The following is a 13,641-nucleotide window of genomic DNA, read 5'->3' as shown; positions in this document are numbered from 1 at the left end:
AATTTCAATATGCAAACAAGCGCAATCTTTTATTTAATATTGAAAGATTGAAGATTTTATCACGCATTTTTTTGTTATCTGTCAAGTAAAATGAATTTCTTAAATTAGCACCTTAAATAAATTATTAAATGAAAAGAATTTTTTTATTACTCACGTTTATGTTGAGTTTCCTGCAGTTAAAAGCAGATGAGGGGATGTGGCTTTTGAGCATGATCAAAAGACTGAATGGAGTCGATCTTAAAAAAGACGGTTTAAAGTTAACACCCGACGAAATCTACTCGGTAAACAATTCCAGTCTGAAAGATGCTATCGTTCAGTTCGGTGGCGGCTGTACTGCCGAAATGGTTTCTAAAGAAGGTTTGCTGTTTACCAATCACCACTGTGGTTACGGAAATATTGCGGCGCTTTCTACTCCGGAAAAAGACCATTTAACCAATGGTTTCTGGGCGATGAAAAAAAGTGAAGAACTTCCTTCAAAAGGGCTTTCGGTAAGATTTATGGTAAGAATGGATGATGTTTCTAAAAGAATCAATGCCAAACTTAATAACAGTATGTCTGCTGAAGAAAGAAAAAATATCATCGATTCAGAATATAAATTGATCCAGGCAGAAAACTCAGAAAACGGGAAATACACTGTTGTGGTAAGAGATTTCTATAACGGAAATGAATTCTATTATTTTGTTTATCAGGACTTCAAAGATGTTCGTTTGGTAGGAACTCCTCCAAATGCGTTGGGAAAATTCGGTGGCGATACCGATAACTGGGAGTGGCCAAGACATACTGTAGATTTTTCAGTATTCAGAGTATATGCTGACGCCAACGGTAATCCGGCAGAATATTCCCCGAGCAACGTTCCAATGAAACCAAAACATGCGCTTCCTATTTCAATGAAAGGCTATAAGCCTGGAGATTTTGCGATGATTTTAGGATATCCTGGGAGAACCAACCGGTTTTTGACTTCCTACGGTATCGAGCAAATGGTCACCAAAGATTATCCGGCTTGGGTAGAAGCGTCTAAAGTTGCCATGGATGTCATGAAAAAATATATGGACAAAGATCAGGCAACCAAAATTGATTATGCTTCTCAATATGCGTCCGTAGCCAATTACTGGAAAAACAGACAGGGAACAATCGATGCGGTCATCAAAAACGGAACGGTTGCAGAGAAACAGGCTTTAGAACAAAAATTCCAGACTTGGGCATTGATGCCGGAAAACATCGAATTGTACGGTGGGATTTTACAGGATATTAAATCAAACTATGCACAGCTTTCTGACCGTAATGTCGAAGGAAACTATTCTTCACAATTGCAGAGAAATGCAAAATATATCAGAATTGCTTACCAGTTAGGCTCACTTATGAATACGTATGCCGATCAGGACGCAGCCGGAAAAGCAGCCATGAAAACCAAAGTAACGGATGCGATTGACAGAGCTTATGATAAATTTAATGTGCAGCTGGAAGGCGATATGTTGGGCGCTATGGTAAGTCTTTACCAACAGAGAGTGAACAAAGGAGTGGGCTCTGCTACCTTATTTGCAGCTGATGCTAAAAATCTTTCCAACATGGCATTCTCTTCAATTTTTGCAACAAAAGAATCAGCCCTGAATTTTGTAAATAATCCAGACCGTTTAAAAATCGACGCGGATCCTTTATTGAAATTAGCCAAGGGATTCATCACAGACCAAAAATTAAACGGAGAGAAATTTGCTAAAGTTGATGATGCTTTTGCAAAAAACAGCAGACTGTTTTTAGATGGTCTTAGAAAATCCCAGCCAGAAACCGCTTTCTATCCGGATGCGAACTCTACCATGAGATTAACTACCGGTAAGGTTACCACTCTTCCGGAAAGAGCAGACAGAAATTACGCAGGTATCAAACAGAAAAATAATTACTATACCGAAATTAACGGGATGGTTGCAAAGCATAAAAAAGGAGATGAGGAATTTGAATTACCCCAAAGATTCCTTGACTTAGTGAAGAAAAAAGACTTCGGTCGGTATAAAGATAAAAAAGGATTCATGCCTGTTAATTTCTTAACAGATAATGATATTACTGGAGGAAACTCTGGATCACCTGTACTTGATGGTGAAGGAAATCTTCTTGGTTTAGCATTCGACGGAAACAGCGAAGCATTAAGTGGAGATATTATTTTCGACCCAAAATTGCAGAAAACAATTAACGTAGATGTGAGAATGGTTCTTTGGACTATTGAAAAATACGGTAATGCAGGTCACTTAATCAGTGAAATGACTTTGGTAAAATAATTCTACTTAGAATTTTTAAAGACCGCTGGACTTTTCAGCGGTCTTTTTTATGTTTTGAAATAGGATGAATATTGAGAACAGCGTTTCTTACGATAAAAAATTTAAAAAATAACGATGGATTTTGATCATTTTGTAAAAGAGAAAAAAACAATAGATTTAGCAAAAGCAAACTTAGAAGCATTAAAATATCTTCTTTTTTTTATGGTGGTATTTGCCATTCCTTTTTATTTCATCTGGGGTTTCCAACTGCCAAAAATAAACACAGACTATTTAATAATTAAGGCTTTAACTCCTTTAATCGTTCTGCTTCTTGGTATTGTAGTGCACGAATTAATCCACGGGCTATTTTTCGCACTATATGCTTCCAAAGGAATTAAATCGATTAAGTTCGGGATTCTGTGGAAGTCGCTGACTCCGTATTGTCACTGCAAAGAACCTTTGAAAATAAAACACTACATCATTGCATTGCTTGCTCCATTGTTGATTTTAGGAATCATTCCCTCCATCATTGGTTTAGCAATCGGAAATGGTTTTATCTTAATTTTAGGAATATTTTTTTCGTCGGCAGCAGCAGGAGATCTTATGATTTACTTTCTTATCAGAAAAGAAAGTCCCGATGATTATGTTCAGGATCATCCTTCGGAAGCGGGTTACTATATTTTCAGAAAAAACAAAGCGAAGAATTAATCTTCGCTTTTTGTATTAGTCAACTTCGGGTCTCAGCATTCCCAGATCGCCATAATGTTTTTTGAATTTGGCAATCTTCGGTCCTACGACCGCGCTGCAATAAGGTTGCGTAGGATTCGCTTCATAATAGCCCTGATGGTATTGTTCCGCAGGCCAGAATTTTTCAAGTTTCGTGATCTCTGTTACGTATTTTCCGCTGTATTTTCCGGAAGCTTCAGATTTTTTCAGGGCTTGTTCGGCTTTAGCTTTCTCGGCGTCGTCTTTATAGAAAATCACGGAGCGGTACTGGGTTCCTATATCATTTCCCTGTCTGTTCAAAGTAGTGGGATCGTGCAGGAAAAAGAAAACGTCCATTAACTGTTCATAAGAGATTATTTTTGGATCATAAGCAATCTGCACTACTTCTGCATGGCCGGTTTCTCCGGTACAAACTTCTTCATAGGTCGGGTTTTCTTTGTGACCGCCGGAGTAACCGGAAATTACTTTATCTACGCCTTTTAGTAAATTGAAACAACTTTCAACGCACCAAAAGCAACCACCACCAAAAGTGAGGTATTCTAAATTTTGTTTGTCCATTTTTTTGTTATTTGTAACCAACTTTTTATTTTCCTGACCATTGCAGGAAATTAAAAAAATACTGATAATAAGAATTAATAATTTTTTCATTGTAATTAAACTAAATTATATTTTTAATCATATACGATAAAAAACAATTATTAGTTTTGTTTTTCACGAAAACCATGCAAGTCACTTCTCCCAAACCAATGCACTTGCGCCCAAAATGGCAGCATCGGCTTCATCCAACTCACTGAAAACCAATTTTACTTTATTTCTGAAAATGGGGAACAGATTCCTTTCCATGTGCAGTTTTGTAGGTTTCATAATAAAATCACCAGCTTTGATGACGCCGCCAAAAAGTAAAATCGCTTCAGGTGAAGAAAACATCACGAAATTAGCCAGCGCTTCGCCTAGTTTCTGCCCGGTATAACGGAAAACTTCAATGGCTACCGGATCTCCTTTTGTGGCGCATTCAAAAACAACTTTAGAATTCACTTCTTCTTCCGGATAATCGTTGAGCATCGAATTAGGGAATTCTGCGCGCATTTTTTTAGCGGTAATGGTGATTCCGGTTGCAGAAGCATACGCTTCCAGGGAACCTTCGGAACCAGTGCTCCAGTGTTTTCTGCCACCTGGTTTTACAATGGTATGGCCCAGTTCTCCGGCGAAACCGTCGTGTCCGTAAATTAATTTCCCGTTCGAAATAATTCCGCTTCCCACACCCGTTCCCAAGGTCATCATGATAAAATCTTTCATTCCCCGGGCCGCACCAAACATCATTTCACCTAAGGCGGCAGCATTGGCATCATTGGTCATTTTACAGGGAACGTCAAATTTATCGGTCATCATCTTTGCAAAAGGGACAATTCCTTTCCAGTGCAGATTTGGAGCCTGTTCGATGGTTCCGGTGTAATAATTGGCATTGGGCGCGCCCACTCCGATTCCATCGAATTGTCTTTGTCCGCAATGCTTCATTATTAAAGGGGAAACTTTATCATATAAGGCATTTATAAAATCCTCTACATTGGGATATTCCTCCGTTTTAAGGCTTCCTTTTTCTAAAATTTCGCCCCGGTGATTGACGAGTCCGTATTTTGTATTGGTTCCGCCAATATCAACGCCGAGTGCGACTTGCTTGGATAGATCTATTAATGCCATTAATGAAATTATTTAATCATTAAAATTACAAAAAATATTAGAACTGTTGCTAAAAAAGAACGCTAATGATGCACCGCCTGGAAATGAATTTAAATGAATGGCAGACCTGACTACATGCTTATATTGTTGATGGATATGGAGTTATTGATTGAGTGTTTGTTTCACTTGATATTTGTCATGAATTTTTGATGTAAACTTTTCAAAAAAAATATTCTATAAACTCATCTTTTTGATTGATGGGTTTATGGGATTTTTTTCAGGTTGAACTTTGCTTTAAAAAAGAAAATCCCAAAGCAAAACTTACTTTGGGATTTTTTATTGAATAGTATTATTTTCCTAAGCTGGGATTTCTCCTTTGTACAAGAATGATACGATTTCTTTGTTGACTCTTTCGACCATTTCGGTGAAAAGATAAAAAGATTCCTGTTTGTAAATCACCAAAGGATCTTTCTGTTCGTAAACCGCACCTTGTGAGGAACGTCTTAAATCATCCATTTCACGCAAGTGTAATTTCCAGTTTTCATCGATAATTGCTAGAGAAATATTCTTCTCGAAATCATTGATCAAAGAATCACAATGGGTATCATGTGCTTCTTTCAAATCGGTAACAATGGTCATTGTTTTAATTCCATCGGTGAAAGGAACCTGAATCATTTTGAACATTGAACCCTGGTTTTGGAACACATTCTCGATAATTGGGAATGATTTTTCTTTCAACAGATTCAACTTCATTTGGTAATCTTCGGTTGCCGCTTTGAAAAGAATATTGGTCAATTCCGGAACCTGTTTCGTTTTGAATTCACTTTCGGTAACCGGAGTTTCCATGGTGAAATATTTAATGATTTCGTATTCGAATTCTTTATAATCTCCTTCCAGTTTTCCTTGGGTAACGATCGATTGTGACACGTCATAGATCATGTTTGAAATGTCATATTTCAGGTGATCACCGAATAAGGCGTTCTTTCTTCTTTTGTAGATGACGTCACGCTGTTTGTTCATTACATCGTCATATTCCAGAAGTTTTTTTCGGATACCGAAGTTATTTTCTTCTACTTTTTTCTGTGCTCTTTCGATGGATTTAGAAATCATTCCGTGCTGAATTACTTCCCCTTCTTTATGACCCATTCTGTCCATCATTTTTGCGATTCTTTCTGAACCGAAAAGACGCATCAGATTATCTTCCAGTGAAACATAGAACTGAGAACTTCCCGGATCTCCCTGTCTTCCGGCACGACCTCTTAGCTGTCTGTCAACACGTCTGGAGTCATGTCTTTCGGTACCGATAATTGCCAGACCGCCATTTTTCTTGACTTCGCCCTGCAATTTAATATCCGTTCCTCTACCTGCCATGTTGGTTGCGATAGTTACGACACCAGGACCACCTGCCATTGCAACGATTTCTGCTTCTCTGGCGTGAAGTTTTGCATTCAAAACATTATGCTGAATTTTTCTCAACTGTAATGCTTTTGATAATAACTGAGAAATTTCAACGGACGTTGTTCCCACCAAAACCGGTCTTCCGGCGGCAGTTAATTTTTCAACTTCTTCAATTACGGCGTTGTATTTTTCGCGGTTTGTTTTATAAACCAAATCCTGTCTGTCATCTCTTTGAATGGGTCTGTTGGTAGGGATTACCACTACATCCAGTTTGTAAATTTCCCAAAGTTCGCCTGCTTCAGTTTCTGCTGTACCCGTCATCCCTGCGAGTTTATTGTACATACGGAAATAATTCTGTAGCGTAATGGTTGCGAAGGTTTGTGTCGCAGCTTCAATTTTCACATTTTCTTTCGCTTCAATCGCCTGGTGAAGTCCGTCAGAATATCGTCTTCCTTCCATAATACGGCCGGTTTGCTCATCTACGATTTTCACCTCACCGTCGATAACCACATATTCATCATCTTTTTCAAATAAGGTGTACGCTTTCAGCAACTGGCTTAAGGTGTGAACTCTTTCTGATTTTACCGCAAATTCACTGAATACTTTTTCTTTGGCCTCAAATTCTTCTTCTTTGCTTAAATTTTTTGCTTCGATTTCAGCAATCTCGGTTCCGATATCATTTAAGACGAAGAAATCTTTATCTTCATTTCCGGCAGACATATATTCTACGCCTTTATCGGTAAGATCAATCTGATTGTTTTTTTCGTCGATGACGAAGTATAAATCTTTATCGACAATCGGCATATCCTTGTTATTGTCCTGCATATATTGACCTTCAACTTTTTGAAGAAGCGCTTTATGCCCGCTTTCCGAAAGATATTTAATCAACTGTCGGTTTTTAGGTAAACCTCTGTATGCCTGAAGAAGTTTGAATCCTCCTTCTTTGGTATTTCCGTTAGCGATCAGCTTTTTCGCTTCATGGAAAATGGCGCTTACCGTTTTTTTCTGAATTTCAACAATCCGGTCAACAGACGGTTTCAAAGTATCAAATTCCTGTCGGTCTCCCTGTGGAACCGGACCGGAAATAATTAATGGTGTTCTCGCATCATCTACTAATACTGAATCTACCTCATCGACAATGGCAAAGTTTAATTCTCCCTGAACCAGTTCAGAAGGGGAAGTTACCATGTTGTCTCTCAGATAATCAAAACCGAATTCGTTATTGGTTCCGTAAGTAATGCTTGATTGGTAGGCTTTTCTTCTGGCGTCTGAGTTCGGCTGGTGATTGTCAATACAGTCGATGGTCATTCCATGGAACTGATAAAGTGGACCCATCCAAAGGGAGTCACGTTTGGCCAAATAATCATTTACGGTAACGACGTGAACACCTCTTCCGGGAAGTGCATTCAGGTAAATCGGTAATGTTCCCACCAGGGTTTTACCTTCACCGGTGGCCATCTCCGCAATTTTACCGCTGTGCAGTACCACTCCACCGATGAACTGTACATCGTAGTGAACCATATCCCAAACGATAGGAGTTCCTGCGGCATCCCAATGGTTTTTCCAGACTGCGGTGTCGCCGTCTAAGTCAACGAAATCTTTCGTTGCTGCAAATTCCCGGTCCAGATCGGTTGCCGTAACGCGGATTTCTCCGTTCTGGGCCAATCTGCGGGCAGTTTCTTTGATAAGAGCAAAAGCTTCAGGAAGAATTTCGTTAAGAATTTTTTCTTCGACTTGATAAGAATCTTTCTTTAAAGTTTCGATTTTGGAAAAAAGCGATTCTTTCTCATCAACGTTAGTAGAATTCTTGATCTGTTCTTTGGTTTCCTCAATCTGCGTGGTAAAACCAGCAGTTGCAGTTTTTAATTTTTCTTTAAATTCGGCAGTTTTCGCTCGTAAACCATCATCGGTTAATTCCTGAATTTTTGGTTCTGCTGCTTTTATTTTATTTAAAACTTTTTTTACTTCCTTGAGGTCGGTCACATTTTTGTCACCAAGAAAACCTTTAAGAACATTGTCTATAAATCCCATAGTATTTGCTTTCGGCTCAATGCGTGGGAACACGCGGCCATTTTAAAAATTTTAGTTTTTAGAATTTTTCTAAAATATAAAAGTCGATTGCCGAAAACGACGATCGACTGTGTTTTTTAATATTCATCTTCATTCCAAAGATAATCATCATCAGTAGGATAATCGCTCCATACCTCTTCAATCGAGTCATAGATTTCCCCTTCATCTTCGATGGCCTGAAGATTTTCTACCACTTCCATTGGTGCACCTGTTCTAATTGCATAATCAATAAGTTCCGCCTTTGTCATAGGCCAAGGTGCGTCGCTTAAATAAGAAGCTAATTCTAATGTCCAATACATATAATATAATTTTTTGCAAAAGTATAAAAATCATTGACATAAAAATATTTTTGTCTCTGATTTTCAACAAACTTTGATTAATATTTATTTTTTTTCAAGAACCATTTCTCAAAAACCATTCCACAAACTTTTTTATGCCATTTTGGAAGTGAGTTCTTGGCTGATAACCGATTAAAGTTTTGGCTTTTTCAATATCCGCACTGGTTTTTATCACATCGCCGGGTTGCATTGGCAGATTTTTTTTCAGCGATTTCTTTTCTAATTCATTTTCAATTGCAGTTACCATTTCGTCCAGGGAAATCACTTCACTTTCACCCAAATTAATGATTTCGTGCACGTGATCGTGGGTTTCAATATACACGATTGATTTCTGAATTCCTTCAATGATGTCTTCAATGAAAGTATAATCCCTTGCGGTAGAACCATCTCCATAAAAAGGGATTTCTTGGTCTCCGGATATGAGTCTGGTGAATTTATGAATCGCAAGATCAGGTCTTTGCCGGGGGCCGTAAACGGTAAAAAACCGCAAATGGATGATGTCAATTCCATAAAGATGATGATAAACGTGTCCTAAAATCTCCACACATTTCTTCGTGGCAGCATAAGGCGAAATAGGTTTCTCTACGGCATCTTCTTCTGAAAAAGGCGTTTTTTCATTATTCCCGTAAACACTCGAACTTGAAGCGTTGATGAATTTTTTAATTTTAAAATCTTTGCACAATTCCCAAAGATTCATGGTTCCTTTGATGTTCACTTCCTCATACTCAAGCGGCCGCTCAATCGAAGGCCGAACTCCTGCTAGAGCTGCAAGATGAATCACCATATCAATTTTATGCTTTTGAAAAATTTTCTCTAAACCTTCTTTATCTCTAATGTCCTGATAATAAAGTTGATAATTTTTTGATGAAGTTTCAAAAATTAATTTCTGAATGTCGAGTTCTTTTTCATGGAAGGTAAACTCCAGCATTTCGCCAACGGATTCCAGCGTATTCTTGATTTTAATTTTGTAATCATAAAAATCATCAAAGTTGTCAATATTAATGACAGAATGTCCATTTTTTAATAAGTGCTCGACCAAATGAGAACCTATAAATCCCGATCCGCCTGTTACGATGTAATTCATGATGTGTTTTTAAAACGCTAAGATAGGGATTTAATAAAAAATTTCAATCCTGAAACGTAGGGATTTCCGTATTTTTTTTAACAGTCAAACTGCACTTCATTGCTGCTGATAAAAACGGATTAAGTGGTTCATTTTGTATGATTTAACGCATAGTATTTTAGTGGTGTTTTACGTAATATTGTGTAATAAAAATTAAAGTTTATGAAACCAATGATTGTTAAGTATCCATTAGCGATGATGGCGGCATTTCTGCTTGTTGTCTCATGCAAAAAGAAAGAAACCGAAAGTACAGCGACTGAAAATCCTGAAGTGGTAATGCCTACTTCAGATTCATTGTTGCATAATGATTCTACTGATTTGAGTTATGATTCTGCCACCGTGAAAACGGCAGTTGGCGTTAAGGATGAGGAGCAAAATGCGGTAAAAGATGAAAAAGAAGATGCCGAAAAACTGAAAAAAGACGAACAACACGAAAAGTAGTTTTTCTCTTTTATAAACTTAAAAGACATCCTAATCCAGGATGTTTTTTCTATATTTGGCTCTAAATATTTACTCATGAAATTCTCCGGACAGATTCTTAAAATGGCCACTCAAAATGGCCGTCCAATTCAGTACTTTCTTAACCTGTCGAATGATTTAATCAATATGAATCAGTTGATCGGCAGGAATATTAAATTGAAACATATTGGTTACGAATGTGTAAGTTGCGACAGTGATGAGAAAATCTACCGCATGGGTTTCTGTAAAAAATGTTTTTTCGAAAGTCCTTTTGCCAGCGAATCGATTATACGCCCGGAACTCTCTACGGCGCATTTGGGAATTGGCGAACGGGATTTAGAAGTGGAGCAGTCGATTCAATTAAAACCGCATATCGTTTATCTTGCTTATACCGGCGATGTGAAAGTTGGCGTTACGCGGGAATCTCAAATTCCCACAAGATGGATCGATCAGGGCGCAACTTTCGCGCTTCCCATCGCAAAAACAGAAAACCGCTATGAAGCCGGCATGATTGAAGTGGCGATGAAAGAACATCTTGCCGATAAAACCAACTGGCGCAAAATGCTCGAAGATGATTATGAAGATGATTTGGATTTAGCCGACTTCCGCGAGAAAATAAAAAACCATTTCCCGGAGGATTTCAAAAATTTCTATTCCGGTGATGAAGAAATTGTAAAACTCGATTTTCCGTATGAAGCACCAGAAAAAATTATGTCTTTTACATTAGATAAAAATCCGGAATTTGAAGGGGTTCTAAAAGGAATTAAAGGGCAATATCTTGCTTTCGAAGGTGGGAAGTTCATGAATGTTCGAGGTCATGAAGGGTATGTGATTGAGATGGAAATCTAAATTCTGGCAGGTAATTAGTGATTTTAAAGAAGTGAAAATGGTTCTATAATTGTATCTTCGGTTCCATGAAGAATAAAAAATTTAGAATTTTTTCAATCATCCTGGGGATTCTGCTTTTGCTTTTTCTTTCCATCAATTTTGGGTTGAACTTGTGGCTCAGAAACAATCTGCCAGGTTACATCAAAAAAAATTCTGAATATATTATTACTTATAAGACACTGGATGTTGAGTTAGAAACCGGAAATATTTTTGCCACCGGAATTACCATCAATAATCAAAATCCGGATCGTACCGACAAAGTTGGATTGCAGGGGAGGATAGATACATTATCGGTTTCCAGATTAGGGATTTTTGATCTGATTTTTAACAAAAGTGTTTCTACCGATAATTTAACACTTAAAAATCCAAGACTCAATATCAACCTCCCAAAACCGATTGATGAAAAAACGGGTAAAAAAGCAAATCCTGTTCAGTTTAAAAATATCAATATCAGTCGCGGAAATATTCAGATTTTCCGGCATACCAAACAGAAATTGCTGTCCGTAAAAGATTTGACTTTGATGGTTCAAAATCTTCAAATGACCGAAAAATCCCTCGGCGATCAATTACCCATTGCTTTTGAAAAGTACCATCTTACAGGGAAAAACTTCTTTTTCCGTCCTGATAATTTGTACGCGTTTACCGCAGAATCGATTTCGACTGAAAATGGGCAAATGAACGTGAAAAAGTTCGCCGTGGTTCCGCTTTTATCCTATCAGAACTTTCTGAAATATTTTCCTGAAAAGCGAAATCTCTTTGATGTAAAAGCAGCGGAGATGAGTTTTAAAGATTTCATTATTAAAGATAATAAATGGTCTCTCAGCGATGCAAAATTTGATAATCTGGAAATAACGGTGTTTACGACCCATGTAAAACCGAAGGAGAAGAAGCGAAGTTTTACCAGTGAGCTTAATCTGGGAAATGTACTTTTAAATAACGCAAAAATCAAGATTCTCAAACCCGGAGATAATCCTTTATTTGTTGCTGAAAATTTAACAATGCAGATCAGTCATTTGCAGATGAATGACGAAACGGCAAAGGGAAACATTCCTTTTAAATATGAGAATTTTGATATCAAAGGAAAAAACATCAGTTTTGTTTCGGGCCATGAAAACGTGAAAGTTGCCCATTTGTGGGTACAGCCAAAGTCTGCGGATTTCCAGAATATTTCGGTAAAGCCAACCACGGTGAATGCTGATAAAACAAGTCTGAATCTTACCGCAAATCAACTCAGTTTTCAAATTAATGACTGGCAATTCATCAATAATAAACTGAAATTAGATGTTCAGAATATTTTAGTCGATCAATTAAACGGAACTGTTCGAACTGCCAATAATTCAAAGAAAAAGAAACCTACTTTCGAGGGAATTCAGTTTCCATTGAAAGTGAAAAATGTGGTTTTAAAGAATTCAAATGTGGTTGTGGACCGTAAAAATCAGCCTTTGGTTTTTAAAGATTTGAACGCCAATTTTCAAAATATCGAAATGAATGCGCAAACCATCAAAGAGACCATTCCTTTTAAAACCGGGAATTACAATTTGACGACCAGGGACTTTAATTATAAAACTAAATTCTATAATCTGACGGCTTCGCTTTTAAAACTGAATAAAAGTTCGGTTCAGATTTCTAATTTTGCGGTGAAGCCTACCGTTTCACGGGAACAATTTATCCGAATGATTCCGGCTGAAAGAGATTTGTATGATATTACAGTCAGTAAAATCAGCGCAAATGGAAAGTGGGATTTGATTTCGGAAAACCAATATCTCAATCTGGGAAATGTTGCTCTTAATAATGTAAATGCCAATGTTTTCCGGAGTAAAATTCCCAAAGATGATTTAACGGAAAAGCCGATGTATTCTGAATTATTGAGATCAATTAAGTTTCCTCTTTTCATTGATAATTTAGATATTGCAAACTCACTTTTGGTGTATGAAGAAGATACCAAAAAAAGTGACGGGCCCGGAAAACTGATTTTCAGTGATTTCAATATGAATGTGAAAAACCTGAATTCAGCGAAGATGGCAGGGAAATCTACGCAGATTCCGATTTCGGTTAACTGCAGGTTTATGAATGCTTCTCCGATGAATATAAAGTGGAGTTTTGATACGGCAAACACCACTGATGCTTTTGTAATTTCGGGGAATATTGCGGATCTGCCGGCATCCAGAATTAATCCGTTTATCGAACCTTATCTGAAAATCCAGGCAACCGGTTTGATTTCTGATCTGATTTTTGATTTTAAAGGAACGAAGCAAGGCATCCGGGGAACTTTGAAAATGGTTCATCAGAATTTAAAAGTATCTATCCTGAAACCGACCGGAGAGAAAAATAAACTTCTTTCGGCGATGGCCAATGTTTTTGTAAAATCAGATTCCGGAAATTACCCTGCGTCAGTAGAAGTCGAAGGGGTAGAAAGGGATAAAACGAAATCTTTTTTCAATATGTTATGGCGCGGGATCGAACAGGGCTTAAAGAAAACCTTAATCGGAAAAAATGCGCCTAAAACAGAACAGTCGATAAAAAATACAGTTGGCAATACTAAATCTGCTTTGGAACAAAATAATATCGAACTGAAAGAAACGAAAGCAGAGGTGAAGGAAAAACTTAACACCGTTAATGGGAAGGTTCAGGAAAAAAAAGAAGCGTTAAAGCAGAAGGGTTTCAAAAATTTATTCAAAAAAAATTCCTCTTCTCATTAAACTGCGACGGATCTCCT

Annotated in this window: 10 protein-coding genes; 5 read left to right on the top strand and 5 right to left on the bottom strand. The window is 37.5% G+C overall.

Features of this window, described 5'->3' with window-relative positions; genetic code table 11:
• The first annotated feature begins 128 nt into the window (after positions 1-128).
• Entirely contained in the window at positions 129-2,267 is a 2,139-nt protein-coding gene (locus tag QF004_RS06425) for a S46 family peptidase (protein WP_307424098.1), read from the top strand.
• Positions 2,268-2,381: 114 nt separating this feature from the next.
• A complete protein-coding gene (locus QF004_RS06420; protein WP_307424095.1) occupies positions 2,382-2,954 on the top strand; it encodes a DUF3267 domain-containing protein in 573 nt (190 codons plus the stop codon).
• Between the two features lie 15 nt (positions 2,955-2,969).
• Here QF004_RS06420 and msrA read toward each other — a convergent pair whose 3' ends face one another.
• The 5 genes from msrA to QF004_RS06395 form a co-directional block, all read right to left on the bottom strand.
• Positions 2,970-3,620: a peptide-methionine (S)-S-oxide reductase MsrA gene (gene msrA / locus QF004_RS06415; RefSeq protein WP_133439305.1), complete on the bottom strand. Its 651-nt coding sequence runs from the start codon at positions 3,618-3,620 to the stop codon at positions 2,970-2,972.
• Between the two features lie 81 nt (positions 3,621-3,701).
• Positions 3,702-4,670: an ROK family protein gene (locus QF004_RS06410; RefSeq protein WP_307424092.1), complete on the bottom strand. Its 969-nt coding sequence runs from the start codon at positions 4,668-4,670 to the stop codon at positions 3,702-3,704.
• Between the two features lie 336 nt (positions 4,671-5,006).
• The gene (gene secA, locus QF004_RS06405) at positions 5,007-8,078 is read right to left on the bottom strand and encodes a preprotein translocase subunit SecA (protein ID WP_133441065.1); all 3,072 of its coding nucleotides are present in this window, start codon (positions 8,076-8,078) and stop codon (positions 5,007-5,009) included.
• A 116-nt stretch (positions 8,079-8,194) separates the two neighbouring features.
• Positions 8,195-8,416 carry a DUF2795 domain-containing protein gene (locus tag QF004_RS06400; protein WP_133439307.1) on the bottom strand — a complete coding sequence of 74 codons (222 nt, stop codon included), beginning with the start codon at positions 8,414-8,416 and terminating at the stop codon, positions 8,195-8,197.
• A gap of 94 nt (positions 8,417-8,510) precedes the next feature.
• The gene (locus QF004_RS06395) at positions 8,511-9,539 is read right to left on the bottom strand and encodes a GDP-mannose 4,6-dehydratase (protein WP_307424087.1); all 1,029 of its coding nucleotides are present in this window, start codon (positions 9,537-9,539) and stop codon (positions 8,511-8,513) included.
• A 201-nt stretch (positions 9,540-9,740) separates the two neighbouring features.
• On the opposite strand from QF004_RS06395, the gene QF004_RS06390 reads away from it, so the two are divergent.
• The 3 genes from QF004_RS06390 to QF004_RS06380 all read left to right on the top strand — a co-directional run bounded on the left by QF004_RS06390 (position 9,741) and on the right by QF004_RS06380 (position 13,624).
• Positions 9,741-10,019, top strand: a complete 279-nt coding sequence (locus QF004_RS06390) for a hypothetical protein (RefSeq protein WP_133439309.1) — start codon at positions 9,741-9,743, stop codon at positions 10,017-10,019.
• Between the two features lie 75 nt (positions 10,020-10,094).
• Positions 10,095-10,886 carry a DUF2797 domain-containing protein gene (locus QF004_RS06385; protein WP_307424084.1) on the top strand — a complete coding sequence of 264 codons (792 nt, stop codon included), beginning with the start codon at positions 10,095-10,097 and terminating at the stop codon, positions 10,884-10,886.
• Positions 10,887-10,951: 65 nt separating this feature from the next.
• A complete protein-coding gene (locus QF004_RS06380) occupies positions 10,952-13,624 on the top strand; it encodes a hypothetical protein (protein WP_307424081.1) in 2,673 nt (890 codons plus the stop codon).
• Positions 13,625-13,641: the final 17 nt, after the last annotated feature.

The sequence above is a fragment of the Chryseobacterium sp. MDT2-18 genome (assembly GCF_030815285.1).
Lineage (GTDB): Bacteria > Bacteroidota > Bacteroidia > Flavobacteriales > Weeksellaceae > Kaistella > Kaistella salivictor.
This window is presented reverse-complemented; position numbering and strand designations above follow the sequence as displayed.

Bases quoted from the DNA above. Each gene is read 5' to 3' on its own strand.
- QF004_RS06425 (WP_307424098.1), top strand. From the start codon at position 129: ATGAAAAGAATTTTTTTATTACTCACGTTTATGTTGAGTTTCCTGCAG.
- QF004_RS06420 (WP_307424095.1), top strand. From the start codon at position 2,382: ATGGATTTTGATCATTTTGTAAAAGAGAAAAAAACAATAGATTTAGCA.
- msrA (WP_133439305.1), bottom strand. From the start codon at position 3,620: ATGAAAAAATTATTAATTCTTATTATCAGTATTTTTTTAATTTCCTGC.
- QF004_RS06410 (WP_307424092.1), bottom strand. From the start codon at position 4,670: ATGGCATTAATAGATCTATCCAAGCAAGTCGCACTCGGCGTTGATATT.
- secA (WP_133441065.1), bottom strand. From the start codon at position 8,078: ATGGGATTTATAGACAATGTTCTTAAAGGTTTTCTTGGTGACAAAAAT.
- QF004_RS06400 (WP_133439307.1), bottom strand. From the start codon at position 8,416: ATGTATTGGACATTAGAATTAGCTTCTTATTTAAGCGACGCACCTTGG.
- QF004_RS06395 (WP_307424087.1), bottom strand. From the start codon at position 9,539: ATGAATTACATCGTAACAGGCGGATCGGGATTTATAGGTTCTCATTTG.
- QF004_RS06390 (WP_133439309.1), top strand. From the start codon at position 9,741: ATGAAACCAATGATTGTTAAGTATCCATTAGCGATGATGGCGGCATTT.
- QF004_RS06385 (WP_307424084.1), top strand. From the start codon at position 10,095: ATGAAATTCTCCGGACAGATTCTTAAAATGGCCACTCAAAATGGCCGT.
- QF004_RS06380 (WP_307424081.1), top strand. From the start codon at position 10,952: ATGAAGAATAAAAAATTTAGAATTTTTTCAATCATCCTGGGGATTCTG.